Origin of the sequence: Kitasatospora sp. CMC57 (assembly GCF_045866025.2) — a bacterium.
GTDB lineage: Bacteria > Actinomycetota > Actinomycetes > Streptomycetales > Streptomycetaceae > Kitasatospora.
Genome location: NZ_AP035881.2, coordinates 2,140,523 through 2,161,173, shown reverse-complemented (window position 1 = coordinate 2,161,173; position 20,651 = coordinate 2,140,523). Strand labels below are relative to the sequence as shown.

General features: G+C 73.2%; 19 protein-coding genes and 1 pseudogene. 11 read left to right on the top strand and 9 right to left on the bottom strand.

What is annotated here, in order from left to right:
- Positions 1–104: 104 nt before the first annotated feature.
- Positions 105–1,193, top strand: a complete 1,089-nt coding sequence (gene hemE / locus ACKUU6_RS09655; RefSeq protein WP_407988076.1) for a uroporphyrinogen decarboxylase — start codon at positions 105–107, stop codon at positions 1,191–1,193.
- 57 nt (positions 1,194–1,250) lie between these two features.
- On the opposite strand, the gene ACKUU6_RS09650 is transcribed toward hemE, so the two are convergent.
- Entirely contained in the window at positions 1,251–2,216 is a 966-nt protein-coding gene (locus ACKUU6_RS09650) for a DUF4349 domain-containing protein (RefSeq protein WP_407988075.1), read from the bottom strand.
- Positions 2,217–2,393: 177 nt separating this feature from the next.
- Here ACKUU6_RS09650 and ACKUU6_RS09645 point away from each other — a divergent pair, with 177 nt between their 5' ends.
- Genes ACKUU6_RS09645 through hemQ form a run of 3 tightly spaced genes read left to right on the top strand, consistent with a single transcriptional unit; the run spans position 2,394 to position 5,126 of the window.
- Entirely contained in the window at positions 2,394–2,981 is a 588-nt protein-coding gene (locus tag ACKUU6_RS09645; RefSeq protein ID WP_407988074.1) for a Uma2 family endonuclease, read from the top strand.
- 34 nt (positions 2,982–3,015) lie between these two features.
- Entirely contained in the window at positions 3,016–4,416 is a 1,401-nt protein-coding gene (hemG, locus tag ACKUU6_RS09640) for a protoporphyrinogen oxidase (protein ID WP_407988073.1), read from the top strand.
- Positions 4,413–5,126, top strand: a complete 714-nt coding sequence (gene hemQ / locus ACKUU6_RS09635) for a hydrogen peroxide-dependent heme synthase (RefSeq protein WP_407988072.1) — start codon at positions 4,413–4,415, stop codon at positions 5,124–5,126. The genes hemG and hemQ overlap by 4 nt, the downstream gene beginning before the upstream one ends.
- Before the next feature lie 54 nt (positions 5,127–5,180).
- On the opposite strand, the gene ACKUU6_RS09630 is transcribed toward hemQ, so the two are convergent.
- The 3 genes and pseudogenes from ACKUU6_RS09630 to ACKUU6_RS09620 all read right to left on the bottom strand — a co-directional run bounded on the left by ACKUU6_RS09630 (position 5,181) and on the right by ACKUU6_RS09620 (position 8,462).
- The gene (locus ACKUU6_RS09630) at positions 5,181–5,975 is read right to left on the bottom strand and encodes a TIGR04222 domain-containing membrane protein (RefSeq protein WP_407988071.1); all 795 of its coding nucleotides are present in this window, start codon (positions 5,973–5,975) and stop codon (positions 5,181–5,183) included.
- A gap of 127 nt (positions 5,976–6,102) precedes the next feature.
- Complete coding sequence (locus ACKUU6_RS09625; RefSeq protein WP_407988070.1) at positions 6,103–7,110, bottom strand: TIGR04222 domain-containing membrane protein; 1,008 nt, start codon at positions 7,108–7,110, stop codon at positions 6,103–6,105.
- A 115-nt stretch (positions 7,111–7,225) separates the two neighbouring features.
- Positions 7,226–8,462: pseudogene (locus tag ACKUU6_RS09620) on the bottom strand (DUF692 domain-containing protein).
- A 222-nt stretch (positions 8,463–8,684) separates the two neighbouring features.
- Here ACKUU6_RS09620 and ACKUU6_RS09615 point away from each other — a divergent pair.
- Complete coding sequence (locus ACKUU6_RS09615) at positions 8,685–9,599, top strand: GNAT family N-acetyltransferase (RefSeq protein ID WP_407988069.1); 915 nt, start codon at positions 8,685–8,687, stop codon at positions 9,597–9,599.
- Positions 9,600–9,649: 50 nt separating this feature from the next.
- On the opposite strand, the gene ACKUU6_RS09610 is transcribed toward ACKUU6_RS09615, so the two are convergent.
- From ACKUU6_RS09610 to ACKUU6_RS09590, 5 genes are all read right to left on the bottom strand, one after another.
- The gene (locus ACKUU6_RS09610; protein ID WP_407988068.1) at positions 9,650–11,866 is read right to left on the bottom strand and encodes a restriction endonuclease; all 2,217 of its coding nucleotides are present in this window, start codon (positions 11,864–11,866) and stop codon (positions 9,650–9,652) included.
- A 98-nt stretch (positions 11,867–11,964) separates the two neighbouring features.
- Complete coding sequence (msrB, locus tag ACKUU6_RS09605) at positions 11,965–12,369, bottom strand: peptide-methionine (R)-S-oxide reductase MsrB (RefSeq protein WP_407988067.1); 405 nt, start codon at positions 12,367–12,369, stop codon at positions 11,965–11,967.
- Between the two features lie 19 nt (positions 12,370–12,388).
- Positions 12,389–13,792: a UDP-N-acetylmuramate--L-alanine ligase gene (murC, locus tag ACKUU6_RS09600; protein WP_407988066.1), complete on the bottom strand. Its 1,404-nt coding sequence runs from the start codon at positions 13,790–13,792 to the stop codon at positions 12,389–12,391.
- A gap of 92 nt (positions 13,793–13,884) precedes the next feature.
- A complete protein-coding gene (locus ACKUU6_RS09595) occupies positions 13,885–14,343 on the bottom strand; it encodes an indole-3-glycerol phosphate synthase (protein ID WP_407988065.1) in 459 nt (152 codons plus the stop codon).
- Between the two features lie 111 nt (positions 14,344–14,454).
- On the bottom strand, positions 14,455–15,237 hold the full coding sequence (locus ACKUU6_RS09590; RefSeq protein WP_407988064.1) for a pyrimidine reductase family protein: 783 nt from the start codon (positions 15,235–15,237) through the stop codon (positions 14,455–14,457).
- A 15-nt stretch (positions 15,238–15,252) separates the two neighbouring features.
- Here ACKUU6_RS09590 and zapE point away from each other — a divergent pair, with 15 nt between their 5' ends.
- The 6 genes from zapE to ACKUU6_RS09560 all read left to right on the top strand — a co-directional run bounded on the left by zapE (position 15,253) and on the right by ACKUU6_RS09560 (position 20,585).
- The gene (gene zapE, locus ACKUU6_RS09585) at positions 15,253–16,344 is read left to right on the top strand and encodes a cell division protein ZapE (RefSeq protein WP_407988063.1); all 1,092 of its coding nucleotides are present in this window, start codon (positions 15,253–15,255) and stop codon (positions 16,342–16,344) included.
- Between the two features lie 72 nt (positions 16,345–16,416).
- Entirely contained in the window at positions 16,417–16,977 is a 561-nt protein-coding gene (locus ACKUU6_RS09580; protein WP_407988062.1) for an RNA polymerase sigma factor, read from the top strand.
- On the top strand, positions 16,974–17,786 hold the full coding sequence (locus ACKUU6_RS09575) for a zf-HC2 domain-containing protein (RefSeq protein ID WP_407988061.1): 813 nt from the start codon (positions 16,974–16,976) through the stop codon (positions 17,784–17,786). Before ACKUU6_RS09580 ends, ACKUU6_RS09575 begins: the two co-directional genes overlap by 4 nt.
- Positions 17,787–17,806: 20 nt before the next feature.
- Positions 17,807–18,616, top strand: a complete 810-nt coding sequence (locus ACKUU6_RS09570) for an ABC transporter ATP-binding protein (protein ID WP_407988060.1) — start codon at positions 17,807–17,809, stop codon at positions 18,614–18,616.
- Positions 18,613–20,013: a hypothetical protein gene (locus ACKUU6_RS09565; protein ID WP_407988059.1), complete on the top strand. Its 1,401-nt coding sequence runs from the start codon at positions 18,613–18,615 to the stop codon at positions 20,011–20,013. Before ACKUU6_RS09570 ends, ACKUU6_RS09565 begins: the two co-directional genes overlap by 4 nt.
- Positions 20,010–20,585: a hypothetical protein gene (locus tag ACKUU6_RS09560; protein WP_407988058.1), complete on the top strand. Its 576-nt coding sequence runs from the start codon at positions 20,010–20,012 to the stop codon at positions 20,583–20,585. Before ACKUU6_RS09565 ends, ACKUU6_RS09560 begins: the two co-directional genes overlap by 4 nt.
- Positions 20,586–20,651 lie beyond the last annotated feature (66 nt).

Genomic DNA, 20,651 nt, shown 5'->3' with positions numbered 1-20,651 from the left:
GGTGTGGCGTGACGGTTGTCCGATCGTGCCCTGCGGCCAGGTCCTGGAGGAACCCACGACCGGCGGGTGACGGCCGGACCGGGGGCGCGTGCGAAGATTTGGGCGTGAGTGAGACAACCGCAGCCCAGTCCGGTCAGCAGCCCTCCGCGCGCCGTGGCGCCGCGTACGACTCCGCGTTCCTGCGCGCCGCCCGCCGGGAGCCGGTGCCGCACACCCCGGTCTGGTTCATGCGCCAGGCCGGCCGCTCCCTCCCCGAGTACCTCAAGGTGCGCGAGGGCATCCCGATGCTCGACTCCTGCATGCGGCCCGAGCTGGTCAAGGAGATCACCCTGCAGCCGGTCCGCCGGCACAAGGTGGACGCGGCGATCTTCTTCAGCGACATCGTGGTCCCGCTCAAGGCGGTCGGCATCGACGTGGACATCAAGCCCGGCGTCGGCCCGGTGATCGCCGACCCGATCCGCAGCTTCGCGGACCTGGAGCGGCTGCGCCCGCTGGAGCCGGCCGACATGCCGTACATCACCGAGGCGGTCGGCCTGCTGGTGGACGAGCTCGGCTCCACCCCGCTGATCGGCTTCGCCGGTGCCCCGTTCACGCTGGCCAGCTACCTGGTCGAGGGCGGCCCCTCGAAGAGCCACGAGAAGACCAAGGCGATGATGTACGGCGCCCCCGACCTGTGGGCCGCGCTGGTCGACCGGCTCGCCGACATCACCTCGATGTTCCTGAAGATCCAGATCGAGGCCGGCGCCTCGGCGGTCCAGCTGTTCGACTCCTGGGTCGGCGCACTCGCCCCCGAGGACTACCGCCGCTCGGTGATGCCCGCCAGCACCAAGGTGTTCGACGCGGTCGCCGGGTACGGCGTGCCGCGCATCCACTTCGGCGTGGGCACCGGCGAGCTGCTCGGCCTGCTCGGCCAGGCCGGTGCCGACGTGGTCGGCGTCGACTGGCGGGTGCCGCTGAACGTCGCCGCGGAGCGAGTCGGACCCGGCAAGGCGCTGCAGGGCAACCTCGACCCCGCGGTGCTGTTCGCGCCGACCGAGGTGGTGGAGACCAAGGCCCGCGAGGTGCTGTACGCCGCGCAGGCGATCGGCGACACCGGCCACATCTTCAACCTCGGCCACGGCGTGATGCCGAGCATGGACCCGGACGCGCTCAGCCGTCTGGTCGACTTCGTGCACCGCAGCTCCGAGCGCTGATCCTCACCGGCCCGGCCGACGGTCCGTCACGCTGACGGGCCGTCGGCCGGGTTCCGCTCACTCGGCGGGGTCCGCCGGGGGTGTGGCCGGAGTGACCGGTACGGGCCGCTGACGCCTGGTGCGGCTCAGCCGCCGGAGCAGCACGCCGACCGGCGCCAGCACCAGCAGGAACGGCGCGACCGCCGCGATCCCGATCAGCAGACCGCGGACGATCGCCACCAGGACGTGCCAGCCGCCGCTCAGCGCGTCGCCGACCGACTCCCAGAACCCCTCCTGCGACTTCGCCGCAGCCGGCACCGGGGCCGACTCGGCGTACACCTGGAGTGTGATGGTGGAGAGCGAGGTGCGCGCCGCGAGACCCTGTTGACGCTGCTGCAGCGACTCCAACTCCGCCTCGCGACGGCTCAGTTCGCTCTCCAGGGAGACCACCTCGGCCAGCGACTTGGCCTCGGCCATCAGCTTCCTGACCCGGTCCACGCTGGCCTGCTGGGTCTTCAACCGGCTCTCCACGTCGGCCACCTGCTGGGTCAGGTCGTCCGCCTGACTGCTCCGGCCGACCACCTCGCCCAGGCCGGACAGCTGGTCCAGGCTCTGCTGGTAGGCCGCCGACGGCACCTTGAGCGTCAGCCGGGCGTCCGTCGAGCCGCCGTCCCCCGCCTTCCCGCTGAGCTGCTCACCCGCGACGTAGCCGCCGGCCGCCGTGGCGAGCGTGCGGGCCTGGTCCAGCGTCCTGCCCACCTCCTTGCTGCGCAGCGAGAGCTGGGCCGTGTACGCGATCAGCCGGGGCGCCGTCGCCTCCGTCGCGCCCTCGGGCGCAGCGGTGGCCCCACCCGCCCCCGGCTGCTTGGCATCCCCCATCGCCGGAGCCGCAGCAGCCCCGGCGGCCTTCGGCGCCGCCGCCTCAGCCGAACTCCGCCCCGCGCGCTCGCCCGCACTGCACCCGCTCAGCAGTACCACCGTCGCCGTGGCCACCCCGGCCACCGCCAGTACCGCCCGCCGTCTTCCGTACCCCGTGCCCGCCATGATCCGAACCCCTCCCCGAGCCGCTGTGTCCCCCTTGGACGCACACCACTCGGCCCGGGATCCGCCCCGACGATCGCGATCCGGTCACGGACCGGTTGCAGCGCGGTCCGAGTGCCTGCTTCGACACTTCCTGCCAGGGAGACTGAACAGCCCACCGCTCTGTGACAGGCTGAGTGCATGAGCGTGTTGCCCGGCTGGATGTACCCACCGCGCGAAGAGGGTTGGTTCGCGGAGGACCTCGACCACCTGACCGAGGCACCCCGGCACACCGAACTGATCGACGGAGCGCTGATCTTCCTGATGTCTCCCCGGCGTGCCTGGCACAGTCGCGTGGTGTCCGGGCTCACCTTCGCGTTGGAGGAGCAGGCGCCGGACGAGGTCGAGGTCGAGCGGGAGATGACCATCCGTCTCGATCGGTTGAACCGCCCCGAGCCGGATCTGCTGGTGGTGAGCGCGGAGTACCGGAAGAACCGGACCTGGTTCAGCCCGGACGAGGTGCTGCTCGTCGTCGAGGTGATCTCTCCTGAGTCGGCCCATCGGGACTGGAACGTCAAGCACCGCAAGTACGCCGAGGCCGGGATCCCGCACTACTGGCGCCTGGAGGAGGAGGGCGACCAGGCGGTGATGTACGTGTACGAGCTGGACAAGGTCACGTCGGCCTACGCGCCGGCGGGCATCTTCCGGGGCGTGCTCGACCGGGAGGTGCCGTTCCCGCTGTCGGTTGATCTCGAGCGGTTGGACCAGCGGCGAAGGCGTACCGAATGAGGGCTTCGGTGTGAGCTCTGCGAGACTGCGGAGCATGGCAGACGTACGGGTCGTGGTGGTCGGTGGCGGGATCGCGGGGCTGACCGCGGCGTGGCTGGCGAGTGGGGCGGCGGAGGTCACGCTGCTGGAGGCGAGCGGGCGGTTCGGCGGGAAGTTGTGGGGTGGCGAGGTCGGTGGGGTCCGGGTGGACCTCGGGGCCGAGTCGATGCTCGCGCGGCGGCCCGAGGCGGTGGAGCTGGCCCGGGAGGTCGGGTTGGCGGAGGAGCTGGAGCCGCCGACCACTGCGAAGGCGGCGATCTGGACCAGGGGTGCCCTGCGGCCACTGCCCGGAGGGCAGTTGATGGGGGTGCCGGGTGATCTGACGGCGCTGGCGGCGTCCGGGGTGCTCAGCGCCGAGGGCGTGGAGCGGGCCGGGCACGAGGGCGAGGCCGAGGTCGGCGCGGACGTCTCGATCGGTGCCTACGTGGCCGCCAAGCTCGGCCGCGAGGTCGTGGACCGGCTGGTGGAGCCGCTGCTCGGCGGGGTGTACGCCGGACACGCGGACGAGATCTCGCTGCGCGCCGCCGTCCCCGCGTTGCTGCCGATCGCGCAGCGCGGCGGTTCGCTGGCCGCCGGGGTCCGTGAACTGGTCGCCCGGCCGAGCAGCAGCGGCCCGGTCTTCCAGGGTCTGCGCGGCGGTCTCGGCACCCTGCCGGAGGCCGTGGTGGACGCCTGCCGGAAGAACGGCGCGGAGCTGCGCACCGACAGCCCCGTGCAGGAACTCCGCCGCACGTCGGAGGGCTGGCGGGTAGTCAGCAACGGCGAGGTGCTGTACGCCGATGCGGTGATCCTGGCCGTGCCCGCCCCACAGGCGGCGAAGCTGCTGACGGCCGAACTCCCTTCGGTAGCAGCGGAGTTGAACACGGTCGAGTACGCGGGCATGGCCCTGGTGACGATGGCCTTCCGCCGGGCCGACCTCGACACGGTGCTCTCCGGCAGCGGCTTCCTGGTGCCGCCGGTGGACGGTCGGGAGATCAAGGCGTCCACCTTCTCCTCCAACAAGTGGGGCTGGCTGGAGCGCTCGGCCCCGGACAGCTTCCTGCTCCGCACCTCGCTCGGCCGGCACCGGGAGGAGGCCGCGCTCGCCCTCCCGGACGAGGAGCTGGTGGCCCGTTCACGGGCCGCGCTGGCCGAGGCGGTCGGCCTGCACGCGAAGCCGTACGACAGCGCGGTGACCCGCTGGGAGGGCGGCCTGCCGCAGTACCCGGTCGGGCACCTGGACCGGGTGGCCCGGATCCGGGCGGCGGTGGCCGGGATCGGCGGCCTCGCGGTCTGCGGTGCGGCGTACGACGGGGTGGGCATCCCGGCCTGCGTCGCGAGCGCCCGCCGCGCCGTCAACGAGGTGTTGACCCCGGGCGCCGGTGCGTCCTTCACGGAAGGGAGAATGGGTACATGACTGAGTCCACTGAACAGCAGCCCGCGAAGAAGAAGGCCCGCGACCTCAACCAGGTCATCCGCTACACCATGTGGTCGGTGTTCAAGCTCAAGAGCGAGCTGCCCGAGGACCGGACCGCGCTGGCCGCCGAGGTCGACGAGCTGTTCGCCCAGCTCGCCGCCAAGGACGTCACGGTGCGCGGCAGCTACGACGTCTCCGGCCTGCGGGCCGACGCGGACCTGATGATCTGGTGGCACGCCGAGGACTCGGACGACCTCCAGGAGGCGTACAACCGCTTCCGCCGCACCGCCCTCGGCCGCCGGCTGGAGCCGGTCTGGTCGAACATGGCGCTGCACCGCCCGGCCGAGTTCAACAAGTCGCACATCCCGGCGTTCCTCGCCGACGAGGAGCCGCGCGAGTACGTCTGCGTGTACCCGTTCGTGCGCTCCTACGAGTGGTACCTGCTGCCGGACGACGAGCGGCGCGCGATGCTCGCCGAGCACGGCAAGATGGCGCGCGGCTACCCCGACGTGCGGGCCAACACGGTGGCCTCGTTCGCGCTCGGCGACTACGAGTGGCTGCTCGCCTTCGAGGCGGACGAGCTGCACCGGATCGTCGACCTGATGCGCGACCTGCGCCCGTCCCGGGCCCGGCTGCACGTCCGCGAGGAGGTCCCGTTCTACACCGGCCGCCGCAAGCCGATCGCGGAGCTGCTCAACGGCCTGGCCTGACCACTCGCCGTCGCCGTCGTGGGCCGGATCCGGACGACCGGGTCCGGCCCACGGTCAGTTCCGCAGCGCCGCCCGCAGCCGGGCGTCCGGGAGGGCCGCCGGGCCCACCACGGCGACGGCGGTGAGGAGTTCGCGTTCGGCCGCGTCGGGCAGGCCGGGCGAGGGCTCGCTCGGACCGGCCTGGTGGGGGAGCCGGGCAGCTTTCAACAGGTCCTGACCGGCGGGGGTGGCCCAGTGGGTGTAAGGGTGGACGTCCACCCGGGCCATCAGCAGGGTGCCGCTGGTCAGGATGATCGGGAGCGAGAACCACGCCACCGCCGACCCGGCGTCACCGGTGCCGGGCGCCGCCACGGCGAGCGCGGCGGCGAGCAGGGCGGCCGAGAGCAGGAGCGCCTGCCGGACCTGACGGACCGCCAGCGCGGTGTGCTCCCGGACCAGCGGCGGGGTGGCCAGCCCGGCCTGGACCAGGCGTCCGCCGATCTCCAGCACGATGGGATGGGTCGCCAGCCGGTCCCGCAGCTCACCGGTGCGGCACTGCCCCTCGGGGCCGATCGCGGCGATCAGAGCCCGCTCCAGGCGGCTCCGGCCGTGCGGATCGACCACCGAGGTCCAGCCGGTGTGGGCCAGGTGCAGCCGTCCCCGGCCGGTCATCAGCACCAGGGCCAGCTCGACCACCCGGACCGGTCCGCCGGCCAGATAGGCGGTCTCGTAGAGGCCGACCCCGACCGGGTCCACCGGATGCGAACGGGCACTCCCGGTCAGCAGGTCCGCAGTGGCTGCGGCCCGGACCAGCCGCAGGCAGGAGAGTACGGCCGCGAGCAGGGCAGGGACGAGCAGGAGCAACCACATGGCCTTTGTTCTAGACCTGTACCCGCACGAGGGGAAAGGGTTCCCGGACTGCGGTACCGAACTGTGACTGTCCGCCGGGTGGCCGGGTGGCCGGGTGGCCGGGTGGCCGGGTAGCAGGTTCCGCCGGTCAGCCGCCGCAGCTGCTGCCACCACCGCAACTGCTGCCGCCACCACAGCCGCTCGACGAACCGCAGCTGGACGACGAGGAACCGCAACTGGAGGAGGATCCGCAGCCGGACGACGAACCGCAGCTGGACGAGGAGCCGGAGTCGCCCGAGCTGCCGGGGTCGCCCGAGGAGCACCAGACGGTCGTGCTGCCCGAGTCACCGGAGGAGACCGAGGACGCGCTCACGGCGTGACGGGCCGCCAGTGCCGCGCGGAGCTCCTCGTCCTCCAGGGCGCCCACGCCCTCCAGGGCCAGCATGCCGAGCACGACGCCGCCGCCGATCACCGCCAGGTCGTGCGGCTCCCAGGGGCGCGAACCGGTCCGCATCAGCTCCAGCTGCCGGACCCCCGCCGGGGTGATCCGGCTCCGCTCGGGACGGGTGGCGGCCAGCCAGAACATGCCGAGCAGCAGCAGGCCGAGGAACGGGAAGAACGGCGCTGCCCCGGTGCCCTGCTCCAGGACGGTCGCGTCGAACCACCGGGACACCGACACCACCCCCAGGACGACCACGGCGAGCTGGCCGAGCCAGAGCAGCTTCCGGGCGTTCACCGCCTTCCGGTACAGCTCGGGTCGCCGCATCAGCCCCCGGGCCGCCAGGCCGTCCCCGATCCCTTGGACGTGTTCGCTGCGGCTCACCGCCCGCCGGACGGTGGACAGTTCGGTCTGGCCGGACGCTCCCGTGGCGCTGATCAGCACCGCCTCGACGGCGTCCCTGGCGCTCCGGTCGGTCACGGTGACCCGGCCGGATCGGGAGATGATCAGTCGGCCCTCCCGCTGCATCCGGACCACCACCGTGTCGGCCACCCGGGCCGGGCCGCCGGCCAGGAAGGCGGTCTCCAGCAGCGGCAGGCCGCGACCGGGCAGGCCCTGCGGCTGTGGGACGTGGCGCAGGCGGCGTAGGGCGCGCGACGCGTTGACGCCGGTGAGCAGCACGGCGGCTGCGGCGAAGACGAATTCGGTGTACCACATGGACTTTCCCCCGTATCTCGATCTCAACTTCTGCAAGGCACCGAGCAGGAACACGCCAGGGCTCGGGAAGTGCGGTGGTTCATGGCAGGCGGGGCGGAATGCGAAAGCGCCCGACTCAGCGACGCCACCAGCGGGACTGCCTGGTGGGCCGGACGTGCTGCGCCAGGGCGGCGTGCCAGCGCGCGGTGGGCTCGGTGTCGAGGGCCCAGGTGGCGAAGGCGCGGGCGTCGGTCCGGTATCCGTCGGTCATCGGGTGGCCGGCGGCGTAGCGCAGGAAGAGCGCGCCGTACTCGTGACCGAGGATCAGTTCCAGTGCGGGGTCGACCCGGGCCACGGTGTCGCGGCGTTTGGCGGCCAGCCCGTGGACCTGGATCCGGACCTGCCGCTCGTCGAACCCGGCCGGGACCGGGCCGCCGGCCACCAGGGCGATGAGCAGCTCGCCCTGCCGCGCGGCCAGCTTGGCGCGGGCCACCATCAGGTCCGGATCGCCGGTCCTGACCAGGTACTCGTCCTGCTCAGACATGCTGCGGCGCCCCTTCCAGGACCCGGCGGATCGCGTCCAGTTCGCCCGCCAGCTCGGCGGGCGGCGGGTAGTTGTCGTCCCGTTCGAGCAGTACGCCCGGCGGTACGGTCCGGGCGCGTAGTTCGGCCAGGACGGCCAGCACCGGTTCGGTGACGGGGTGGGCGTGGGTGTCGTGCCAGACGCCGTCCCGCTCGATGCCGCCCGCGACGTGCACGTAGGCGAGCGCCTCCAGCGGGAGGCGGTCCAGCTCGGCGGCCACGTCCAGGCCGAGGTTGACCCGGTTGGTGTGCAGGTTGGCCACGTCGATGAGCAGCCGGACACCGGTCCGCTCGACCAGCTCGGCCAGGAACTCGCCTTCGGTCAACTCGTCCTCGGGCCAGGCGAAGTGGGCCGCGATGTTCTCCAGCGCGAGCGGTACGGGCAGCTCCTGCTGGGCTATCCGGACGTTTTCCGCGATCACCCGCAGCGCGTCCCGGGAGCGCGGCACCGGCAGCAGGTGCCCGGCCTCCTGCCCCCCGGCCCGGACGAACGCCAGGTGCTCGGTGACCAGCGGTGCGCCGAGTGCCGTGGCGGTCAGTGTGAGCCTCTCCAGCCTTGTCCGGTCCGGGAGTTCGGCCCCGCCGAGGCCGAGCGCGACCCCGTGCGGGACCAGTCGGACGCCGCGCTCGCGCAGCACCCGCAGGGACTCGGGCAGCAGGCCGTCCCGGAGCTCGTCCGGGCAGAGGTTCTCGGCGACCACCTCGACCCAGTCCAGGCCGGGCAGCCGCTCGACCACGGTGTCGATCTCGGAGCGCCAGCCGATGCCGACGCCGAGCGAAATTGCTGTCATTGAGTTCCGCCCCCTCTCAGAGGGCTCGCCGAGATCCGGCGTGACGTCAGATTGTGGGGGAGCGGCGGCTTCCTCGCGCGTCGTCCCGTTGATAGAGGGTGTATCCCCGGGCGTTCGCTGCCAACCCGGGAAAGGCATTCTCAGAGCGGAACTTGAGCTTTCTTCAGGTCACCCGAATATTCAGTGGCCGGGCAGGGGACGGCACATTACCGTGGACGGTCTATGACGATGATCATCCGCGACTTCCGCCCCGCCGACGCCGAGGCCGCAGCCGCCTCCTACAGCGCCGGCCGCCCGCACCTGCTGATGACCCCGGAGGCCGTCAGCCACCTGGTCGCCACCGCCACCCCCGAGCAGCACTACCGGCTGCTGGTGGGGGAGTTGGACGGCGTGGTGGTCGGTTCGGGCCGGATCGGCCTGCACGCCTTCAGCAGCACCAAGGGCCAGGGTTTCGCCAATCTGAGCGTCAACCCGGAGGCTCGGTGCCGGGGCGTCGCGACGGCCATGCTGGCCGTCGCCGAACGCCATCTGGCCGAGCACGGCGTGACCAGGATCCGCGCCTGGGTGGACGACGTCCCGGACTCCGTCGCCTTCGCCGAGCGGCACGGCTACGTGCGCGGCCGCAGCGCGCACTTCGCCCACCTCGACCTGACCGCCGGTCTGCGCCCCGTCCCACCGCTGCCCGAGGGCGTCGAGCTGCGCACCGGAGCCGACTACCTGGACGATCCGCACGCGCTGTACCGGGTGGACGTCGACGGCACCCAGGACGAGCCCGGTGGCGTGGACCTGGACGGCCTCGGCTACGAGGACTGGCTGGCCGAGGTCTGGCACCGTCCCGACCTGGACCGCGACCTGACCACCGTCGCGGTTGCCGACGGCGGCCCGGTGGCGTTCAGCGCCGTGCACTCCGACGGCGCCACCCGCTACTGGTCCGCCTTCACCACCACCGTCGCGTCCCACCGTGGCCGCGGCCTGGCCAAGCTGGCCAAGACCGCCTCGCTGCACCGGGCGGTGGCCCGTGGTTACACCGACGCGTACACCAGTAACGACGCCACCAACGCGCCTATGCTGGCCATCAACGACTGGCTCGGCTACCGGCGCTGCGCGAGCGAGTGGGCGTACGCCAAGGAGATCTGACGCCGGACCGGAAGGAGCCGCCGGTACGGGCCCCTTCCGGTCCGGGTGGCTCAGCCCACGTCCACTCCGTGGGCGCGGGCCAGGCCCGCCAGGCCGTCCGACCAGCCCTGGCCGACGGCGCGGAGCTTCCAACTGCCCTGGTGGCGGTAGAACTCGGCGACCAGCATCGCCGAGACCTCCGGGTCGGCGGGCGGCCGGAACGCCCAGGACGAACCGTCGGCCGACCGTACGGTCAGTTCGGGGCCGAGCAGTTCGGCGCAGGTGGCGGTGGAGTCGGCGTCCATGTTCACCGAGACCGCGACCCGCTCGACCCCGTCCGGCAGGCCGGGCAGCCGGACCGTCGCGGTCTCGCTCCGCCGCCCGTCGGCCGGCTCCTTCGGATGCAGGGTGACCGTGCCGTCCCGGTCCGTCGGCTGGTGGTAGAAGACGAAGTCCTCGTCGCTGCGCACCACGCCCGCCCCGGTGAGCAGCAGCAGCGTCAGGTCGGCCTCCGGGCCGCCCGCCGCGAACCGGACCGACAGCTCGGCCAGGCCACCCACCGGGAGCAGGACATTCTGCCCGGGCAGCAGCTCGACCGGCTCCGGCCGGGGGAGGAGCACGGTCGGTTCCTGCCCCGACGACGCGAGGTCCTGCCCCGACAGCCCGAGGTCCCCCCTCGGCAGCAGGACCGTCGGGTCCAGCCGCTCCGCCGGCCCGAGACGGCCCGCCAGGCCGTGTTCGCGCAGCAGTCCGACCAGCATCGGCCCGTCCACCAGGGTCAGCGGCTTGCCCTGCACCCAGCGGTGCGAGTCCGGGCCGAAGCCGGCCGTGGTGACCAGGATGCCCTTGGTCGCGCCGTGGTGGACCCGGGTGGCGTCCAGGTCGCGGACGGCGGTCGGGTCGACCGTCCTGCGGTACCGCTTCGCCTGGATGACGATCCGTCCGCCGGTCACCGGGTCGGGGTCCTCGGCGATCACGTCCACGCCCTGGTCGCCGCTGCGGGCGGTGGTGCTGGTGCGGAAGCCGCGCCGCCGGAACAGCTCGGCGATCAGCTCCTCGAAGGCGATCGGGTCCATCTCGAACAGGTCGGGCTCGTCCTCCTCGGCGGCCGGCGCCTGCCAGCTGCCGACCTCCTCGGCCAGCCGGTCCGTCCGCACCGGCTCCAGCTTCTCCGGGCGGGCGGAGAGCCGGCCGCGCAGCCCGTCCACCAGGCAGTCCACCGGCGCGACCCGGTCCAGCGAGACCGCCCGGAAGTCCTCCCGACGGACCGTCAGCGCGACCAGGTACCGCTGTTCCTCCCGGCCGCTGGCCGGATCGGTGCCCTCGACGTACCCGTTGAACACCACCGACTCGACCCGCTGCCCCGCGTCGGTCCGGTACAGCTCGGCGAGCACCCGCAGCGAGCACTGCGCGAGCAGCTCACGGTACAGCGCCTTGCGTTCGGTCGCGGGCCGGGCGACCTCGGCCTCCCGGTCGTCGTTCTTGACGTACCGGACCCTGGCCACCGCCGGGACCACCTCGAAACCGGGCAGCTCCCAGTCCACCACCAGCTGTCGGGCCGCCGGGTCCCAGCCGACCGTGCCGCTGCGCGGGAAGTCCTCCGGCCAGTCGGCCCCGCTCTGCAGCGCGGTCTCGAACAGCTCGGCCACCGCGTCCGCGCTCCCGCTCGCCAGCTCGGCCGCCAGCCTGGCCGCCTGGCCGGTCCGGTCGGCGGCCAGCCGGTGCCGTTCGGCGGCCCAGGAGTCGTACTGCGCCCGGTAGTCGGCGAGCCGCCGGAGCCGCTCCTGCTCGGCGGACTGCGCCGCGTGCCAGTCGTGCTCGAACCTGGCCCTGGCGTGCGCCGCCTGCTCGTCGTACTGCCGCCGGGCGGTCGGGTTGAGCGCCTGCATGCCGGTGAGCGGCGGGATCAGGTACCAGTTCTGGTCCGGCATCGGTACGGGCCGGCCCAGCTGCCCAGGGTCGAACGGCGCCGGCTGGAACGACGCCTGGAGATCGGCCAGCCGGAACGGCCGTCCCACCAGCCCGGCGGCCAGCACCCCGCGCAGCTCCGCGACCCGCTCGTCCAGCTCCGCCGTCCGCCGGGCGGCATCGGCCTCCCGCCCCTGCTGGTACGCCCGCAGGGCCTCCTTCTCCCCCTGGGCGGCCGCCCGCTGGGCCTCCCGCTGGGCCCGTTCGAACTGCCGTTGGGCGGCCACCGCCGCCCGCCGCTGGGCCTCCTGCTCCCGCCCCTGCTGCCGCTGGGCCTCCGCGATCATCGCCAGCACCCCGGAGTTGCGCCGCCCGGCCATCTTGATCCCCTCCCCTGACTGATGATCAAGTCTGGCACGGAGTACGGGTACGCAGAAGGCCCGGGCCTCGGGCCCGGGCCTCCGCGAAGGACGCGCTGCTACTCCGCCGGGCGGAGCGTCAGCGAGATGCTGTTGATGCAGTACCGCTGGTCGGTCGGGGTGTCGTAGCCCTCGCCCTCGAAGACGTGGCCCAGGTGACCGCCGCAGCGGGCGCAGCGGACCTCGACCCGGCGCATGCCGAGCGTACCGTCCTCGATGTACTGGACCCGGTCCTCGGCCAGCGGCGAGTAGTAGGACGGCCAGCCGCAGTGGCTGTCGAACTTGGTCTCGCTGCTGAACAGCTCGGACCCGCAGGCCCGGCAGCTGTACACGCCGACCGTCTTGGTGTCGGTGTACTCACCGACGAACGGGCGCTCCGTCCCGGCCTCGCGGAGCACGTGGTACTCCTCGGGGCTGAGCTGCTGGCGCCACTCGGCGTCGGTCTTCTCGATCTCGTAGCTCACGGTCACTCCTCCGGGATGGTCAGGCAGAGGGTGCAACGCCCGCGAGGCGCGCCACGATTTCCGGCCCCAGGTTGGTCACGTCACCGGCGCCCATGGTGAGCAGCAGATCGCCCGGACGGGCCAGCCCGGCCAGCACCCCGGGGACGTCGGCGAAGGTGTGCTCGGCCCGGACGTCGGCCCCGGCCCGGCGGGCCGCGTCGATGATCAGCTCGCTGGTGACGCCGGGGATCGGGTCCTCCCGGGCCGGGTAGATGTCCAGCACCACCGAGGCGTCGGCCAGCGCCAGCGCGTGGCCCATCTCCTCGGCCAGCTGCTGGGTCCGGCTGAAGAGGTGCGGCTGGAAGACCACCAGCACCCGGCCCTCGGTGGCCTCCCGGATCGCCTCCAGGTCGGCGACCATCTCGGTCGGGTGGTGCGCGTAGGAGTCGATCACCTGGACGCCGCCGGCCTCGCCCTTGAGCTGGAGCCGCCGGCGGACCCCGGTGTAGGCGCCGAGCGCCTTGGCCAGCTCGGCGGCGGGGACGCCGAGCGCGACGCCGGCGGCCAGCGCGGCCACCGCGTTGTGCGCGTAGTGCCGTCCCGGCACCGAGACCGTGAAGCTCAGCTCCGCGCCGTCGATCAGCACGGTGACCTCGCTGGTCATCCCGTGCGGACGGACCGCCAGCACCCGGACGTCGGCGTCCTCGGCCGCGCCGTAGGTGACCACCCGCAGGCCGTCCTGCCCGCGCACCCGGCCGGTCAGCTCCCGGGCGCCCTCGTGGTCGGCGGAGATCACCAGGGTGCCACCGGGCAGGATCCGGCCCACGAAGGTCTGGAAGGAGTCGTGGATCTCCTCCATCGAGGCGTAGTTGGCGTGGTGGTCCAGCTCCACGTTGAGGATGATCGCCACCTCGGGCGCGTACTTGTGGAAGCTGCGGTCGCTCTCGTCCGCCTCCGCCACGAAGATCTCGCCGGCGCCGTGGTGGGCGTTCGACCCCGGGGCGTCCAGGTCGCCCCCGATCGCGTACGAGGGCTCCAGGCCCAGCTCGGCCAGGCTGACCGCGAGCATCGAGGTGGTGGTGGTCTTGCCGTGCGTACCGGCCACTGCCAGCGCCCGGCGGCTCCCCATCAGCGCGGCCAGCGCGTCCGAGCGGTGCACCACAGGGATGCCGCGCTCGTGGGCGGCGGCCAGCTCCGGGTTGTCGGCCCGGATCGCGCTGGAGACCACCACGCTGCTCACCCCGGCCGGGACGTTCTCGGCGGCGTGGCCGACCGCGACCTGCGCGCCCAGGGCCCGCAGCGCGAGGACGGTCTCGGACTCCTTGGCATCGCTGCCGGAGACCCGGGCGCCGCGCACCGCGAGGATCTTCGCCAGTCCGGACATGCCCGCGCCACCGATGCCGATGAAGTGCGGGGCGTGCAGGTCGTGGGCGGCGTCGTTCAAGGAGGTCTCCGTACCTGGGGGATTCGGGGGCAAGGACGAATCGTCCTCGCGGGCGTTCCGCAAGGACGATTCTGCACTACCGGCGGTGGGGCTCAGGAGTCGCTGGCGAACAGCTTGAGCACCGGGACGCCCACCTGGTGCCGGGCCCGGGAGGCCCAGTCGCGGTGGAAGAACTCCTCGACGAAGTGCGGTGACGTCAGCACCAGCACCTCGTCCGCCCCGGTCTCCTCGACCACGGCCCTGAGTCTGTCCAGCGGGTGCTCCTCGACCACCTGGCCGACCGCCTCGGCACCCGTCGCGCGCAGGTGGCGCAGGCTGTGCTCCAGCGACTCGCCCGCCAACGTGGGCTGTTCGTCCTCGTCGTGCTCGTGCACCGCCTTGTCGAGATGGCCGAGTGCCACGTCGTCGAGTGCGCGGAGCAGTTCGTCCTGCTTCCCGCGCGGTTGCATCAGGACGACGAAGGAGACCTTCTCCTCGCCGTGGAGCGTGGTGACCAGTTCCACGTCGGCGTCGGAGAGTGCCTTTTCGATCATCAGTACGGTCTTGAACACGTGAGTCCCTTCGCGGTTGCAGGCCCCCGGGTCCGGTGTCCCTTCCCATAGTGCCCGGAGGAGGCTTTCCTCACGCTGCGCACGCGCCACACGGGCCACGTGTACGTCGGATCACCGGGAAGGGGGGGATGGTTCGGCGGGTCGCAGATAGCGGGTGAAGAGGAAACCTTTCTGCTCGATCAATGAGACCAGCCGCATCGACTGCGTGTCAGACATTTCCGCATTATGGAGGATTCGTGGCGCATCGCCCCCCGTGAGCAGCGGGGCCAGCGAGAGGCAGAGCTCGTCCAGCAGCCCGGCCACCGTCAGCTGGCCGAGCAGTCGGGGGCCGCCCTCGGTCAGCTGCCTGGTCCAGCCCCGCTCGGTGAGCGCCGCCAGCGCCGTCGGCAGGTCCACCGACCGCTCGCCCGCGACGATCAGGTCGGCTACCTTCGCCACCTCCCGGCGGGCTTCGGCGGGGGAGTCCTCGGTGGTGATCACCACAGTCCGGACCTGCGGCTCGGTGAACAACGGCTTGGTCAGGGCCAGTCCCAGGCTCCGGCTGACCACCGCGATCGCCGGGGCGGGCGACTGCCCGGCCGCCGTCCGCGCCGCCGCGAACTCGGCCCGCACCCGCGCGGGCCGGTACCCCTCGACCCGGACCGTCTCGGCCCCCACCAGCACCACGTCGCTGAGCGCCCGAAGCACCCCGAAGATCCGCTTGTCGGCCTCGCTCGACAGCCCCTCCGAGACCCCGTCCAACCGGGCCGCGCCGTCCAGCCCGGACACCATGTTGGCCCGCAGCCAGGGGCGCCCGCGGTTCACCTGGTCGGGGTACGCGTAGACCTCGGCGAGCGCCTCCAGGGAGTGGAGATCGTCGTGCGGGTTGCCGGACGGGCTGATCAGCTGCTGCATGAGTTCGAGTCTTCCATGGCAGTACCCTCTACTAACGTGCCCGCAGCCTCCCGCCCCGATGCCATAGCGACCGCGACGACCTCCGCGTCCGCGACCCCGATCGCGCTCACCGACCGCCGGCCGGTCGTCCCCGCCGAGCGCCTCGTCGCCGAGATGGTGCCGCCGCCACGCTTCGCTGGTGTCAGCTTCGGCAGCTACCTGCCCGATCCGACCCAGCCGAGCCAGTACGAGGCGGTGCAGGTCCTGGAGGAGTTCGCCGCGGGCATCTCCGCCGCCGCCCCCGCGCGGAAGAGCTGGTTCCGCTGGGCCGCCCCGGCTCCGACCGGCCCGGCCGGGGTCTACCTGGACGGCGGCTACGGCGTCGGCAAGACCCACCTGCTCGCCTCGCTCTGGCACGCCACCCCGGGCCCCAAGGCCTTCGGCACCTTCGTCGAGCTGACCAACCTGGTCGGCGCGCTCGGTTTCCAGCAGGCCGTGCAGACCCTCTCGGGCCACCGGCTGCTCTGCATCGACGAGTTCGAGCTCGACGACCCGGGCGACACCGTGCTGGTCTCCACCCTGCTCGGCCGCCTGGTCGAGAACGGCGTCAAGCTCTGCGCCACCTCCAACACGCTGCCCGAGAAGCTCGGCGAGGGCCGGTTCGCGGCCGCCGACTTCCTGCGGGAGATCCAGGGCCTGTCGGCGCACTTCCGCCCGCTCCGGATCGACGGCCAGGACTACCGTCACCGCGGCCTGCCGGCCGCCCCGCCGCCGTACACCGACTCCGCCGTGGAGGAGCGGGCGGCTCGCACCCCCGGCGCCTCGCTGGACGGCTTCGACGCGCTGCTGGAGCACCTCAAGGCCGTCCACCCCAGCCGGTACGGCGCGCTGCTGGACGACGTCCAGGCGGTCTTCATGCGCGGAGTCCACCAGGTCGACGACCAGTCCACCGCGCTGCGCCTGGTGGTGCTGGCCGACCGGATGTACGACCGCGAGCTGCCGATCACCGCCTCGGGCCTCCCGTTCGACCAGGTCTTCCCCGAGGAGCTGCTCAAGGGCGGCTACCGCAAGAAGTACCTCCGGGCGGTCTCCCGCCTGGTCGCGCTGGCCCGCGACAGCGCCGCCTGACGGACGCCTCGCGATGTGACGCGGATCACTGCGCGGTGAGAACCCGCAGGTCGGATCGGGCGTCTGGCTGGTGTGAGAACACGCAGAGGAGCACTGGACCAGCTGGACGAGGAACGCCTCCTCCGGCTGGTGGCGAGGGGTGACCGGGCGGCGTTCGACGAGCTGTACCGCCGTACGTCGCCGTGGCTGGCGGTGCGGCTGCGCCGTCGCTGCGCGGACGAGCAGATCGTCGCCGAGGTGATGCAGGAGACCTACCTGGCGGTGTGGCGGGCGGCTGGCGCGTTCGCCGGGAGTGCGGTCGGCGGGAGCGCCGTCGGGTGGCTGTGGACCATCGCCGCACGCCGCCTTGTGGACGCGTTCCGGCGCCGGGCCCATCACGCCGAACCGCCGGTCGCCGCCGCCGAGCGGGCCGTGGTGCCCGCCGCCGAGGAAGAGGTACTGGCCGGGACCGTCGGCGGTGACGTCGGCGACGCCCTGCGGCGACTGGCGCCGGAACTCCGGCAGGTCCTCCAGGCCACCGTGCTCGACGGGCTCTCCGTCCGGGAGACCGCCGTCCTGCTCAGACTGCCCGAGGGCACGGTCAAGACCCGCGCCCGCCGGGCCCGGATCGCGATGCGGGAGGCACTGGCATGAGTACGGAGCACGCGTCGACGCGGCTGCTCGAGGACTACGCGGGCGGCGAGCGGGAGTTGCCCGCGGACACACTGTGGGCCCTGGAGGCTCACCTCGAAGGGTGCGCGCAGTGCCGGGCCCGCCTGGCGGAGAACGGGCCACCCGGCCTGGCCGCCCTGCTCGACATCGTCCGGGCCGGTCTGGAGCCGCAGTTGGCCGCAGCCGTCCGGGCACCCGTTCGGCGTCGGCGCCCGAAGTGGGCGTCGGCCTGGCTGACCCCGGCGACGGGCCCCTGGCTGGCCATGACCGTCGCCGTCACCCTGGTCGCGCTGCTGCTGGACCGCGCCGGACCGCCGGACGTCTTCGGCGGCACCCCGCTCCTGGCGCTGCTCGCCCCCGTACTGCCGCTCTGCGCCGTGGCCGGCTCGTGGTCGCGCGCGCTGGACCCGGCGTACGAGCTCACCGCCTCGACCGCCAGGGCGGGCCTGCCGCTGCTGCTCCGACGGACCACCGCGGTCCTGGTCGTGGTCCTGCCGCTGCTGCTGGTGGCGGGCCCGCTCACCGGGGCCGTGACGGCCGCTCAGTGGCTGCTGCCCGCACTGGCGTTCACCTCCGCCGCCCTGGCACTGGGCAGCGTGATCGGGGTGACCCGGGCCGCCGCCGCGCTGGTGGCCTGCTGGGGCGCCGTCCTGCTGGTGTCGGCCGCCGGCCGCGTCCCCCTCGCCCTGCGGACCGGGGACCTGCCCTGGTGGGGGCTGCTCCTCGCGCTCGGCTGCGGCGTCGTGTTCGCCCGCCGGGGCGCGTACTCGCTGCCCCGCACACCTCGTTGACCTTCGCAAAGGACCTTCGCATGACACGCACGACGGGCGCGGTCGATTTCGCGCCGAGGACGTACGCCTGGGAGATCCGGGCCGCCGGGCTGCGGGTGCGCGCCGGACGGAAGAAGATGGCCGTCGACGGGCTCGACCTCTCGCTGGGCACCGGCGCCCACGGCCTGCTGGGCCCGAACGGGGCCGGCAAGACCACGCTGATCCGCGCGCTGGCCACCGTGCTGCGCCCGGCCGGGGGTGAACTGGAGCTGCTCGGCACCTCCATGGGCGGCCCGGGTGACCTCCGCGCGCTGCGTCGCCGGATCGGCTACCTGCCGCAGGACTTCGGCTACTACCGGCGCTTCACGGTCCGTGAGTTCGTCGAGTACACGGCCTGGTTGAAGGAGGTCCCGAAGCGGGACATCCCCGGGGCCGTCCAACGCGCCGTCGAACGGGTGGGGTTGGCGGACCGCGCCGACCACCGGATGAAGACCCTGTCCGGCGGCATGGTGCGTCGGGCCGGCATCGCGCAGGCCATCGTCAACGACCCCGACCTGCTGCTGCTGGACGAACCGACGGCCGGCCTGGACCCGGCGCAGCGGATGCGCTTCCGCGAGCTGCTCCAGGAGTTGGGCCGGGAGGCCTGCGTGGTCGTCTCCACCCACCTGGTCGAGGACGTCGCGGCGGCCTGCTCCGACGTGGTGCTCTTCGCCGACGGCCGCCTGGTCTACCAGGGCACCCCGGACGTCCTGGCGGCGGCCGGCGGCCCCGAACACCCGGGCGACAGCCCGCTGGAGCGCGGTTACTCGGCCCTGCTCAGCCACTCCGAGCAGCCCGGGGGCAGCTGGTGAACGGACGCGTGCTCGGCATCGAACTGCGGCGCTCCGCCGCCCCGCTGGCCGGCCTCCTGGTGCTGACCGGCAGTCTGGCGGTGCTCTGCCCGGTCGACGGGGTCTGGTGGCGCGGTGGTGCGGGATGGACGGCGCAGTGGACGTCGATGGCCCTGTGGACCAGATCCCTGCTGGGCTTCTGGTGGCCCCTCGTGGTCGGTCTCGGAGCGCTGTACGGGCTGCGCGACTCCCGCTCGCGGATGACCGAACTGCTGGCCTCCACCCCGCGCCCGGCCTGGCGGCGGGCGGCGCTGCCGGCCGGCGCGACGGCGCTCGTGCTGGTGCTGGGCTTCGGTCTGCTGCTCCTGGTGGGCGGGGTGCAGGTGGCCGTCGGCGGCACCGACTACCTGCCGCTCGGCTGGCTGCCGATCTCGCTGGTGGCGATGCTGGCCCTGGTCGCCGGTGCCCTGTTCGGGATGGGTGTGGCACGGGCCCTGCCCTCGGTGCTCACGCCGCCGGCCCTGGCGGTGGGCGTCCTCCTGATGACGGGTCTGCTGCTGCGGCAGAACGCCGAGGGGGAGCGGCCGGTCGGCCGTACGGTGAACCGGCTCGTGCTGATGGCACCGGCGGGAGTGGAGCCGCGGGAGATGCTGCTGACCCTGGCAGGACGGGTGCACCTCGGCCAGACGCTCTGGCTGCTCGGCCTGCTCGCCACCGGCTTCGCGTTGCTGGCGGCCGCGTCCCGGCGGGCCCGGCTGTTCGCGCTGGTTCCCGTTCTGGCCGGTGCGGCGCTGGCCCTGCTGGTCCTGCCGGCCGATCCGCGCGACACCTGGGTGGTCGACCGCGCGGCCGCGAGCCCGGTCTGCGACGGACCGGTGTGCGTGACCCGGGCGAACCGGTCCCACCTGGCCGAGGTCGCGCCGCAGGGCAGGGAGGCGCTGCGGGTACTGCGCGACAGCCTGGGCGACCTGGCACCGAGCTCCGTGCGGGAGGACACCGCGCTGCGCGCTCAGGGCGGGCCCCGGGACATCTCCGCCGACGTGGTGCTGCTCGACTTCGACGAGACGCTGGTCGCCCGGGCGACCGGTGGGCAGCTGGCCCGGGTCCTGGTCGCCCAGGGCCTGGCCCCGAACTGCCGGGGGCACAACCCCCGGGAGGGTGGTGGCCAGGACGACGTCGCCGCCCAGAGCATCGCCGCGAGCTGGGCCCTCGGTGACACCCGGCTCACACCGCTGGAGGAGCCGGGCACCGACGAGTACGCGGTCCGGGCCTGGGCGGAGGCCGAAGCCGCCTGGACGAAGCTGACGGCGCTGCCGCCGGCCGAGCAGCGCGCGCGGATCCTCCAGGTGCGCGACGCCTCCCTCGCCTGTGCACCGGGGTTCCACGTGCCACTCCTGGCCGGAGCGGCGTCCCGGTGAACTGGCTGACGCTGTACGCCCGTTCACGCCAGGTGCCGGTCTCGGCCGCCCTGGTCGCGCTGGTCGCGCTGACGGTGTGGTTCCTCAACGAGGGCAGCGCGGCCGGTCCTTCGGCCGGACCGGTCGCCGTCCTGGTGCTCACCGGGAACGTTGCGGCCGCCACCGTCGGGCTGGCCGGGCAGGACGTCGCGCTGGACCGGACGGCCGCGATCCGCTGGGCGTTCCGCCGGGCGCTGCACGTGCTGCTGATCGGCGCGTTCGCGGGCGGGGCACTGCTGGCGGTCCAGGCGGCGGGTCCGGAGCTGCTCCCCACCGCGCTGGTGGTCCGCGACAGCGCGGGCCTGGCCGGACTGGCCGCGCTCGGGGTGGCGCTCGGCGGGACGACGTACGCGTGGATCCTGCCGACCGGGTGGCTCGCCCTCACCTTCTTCGTGCCGCCGCTGCCCGGCCTCGCGGGGGAGATCGGCGGCTGGATGGTGCTGTCCCCCGCCACCACGGTGTCCGGCGCGATCCCGTGGGCCATGCTGGCGACCGGCACCCTGCTGTACGCCGTGCTGGGACCGAAGCGGTGAGAGCGGGCCCGTTCGGAGCCCTCCGGTCGGGCCCGGATTGTCGGTGCGGGGTCGTACGGTGGACTC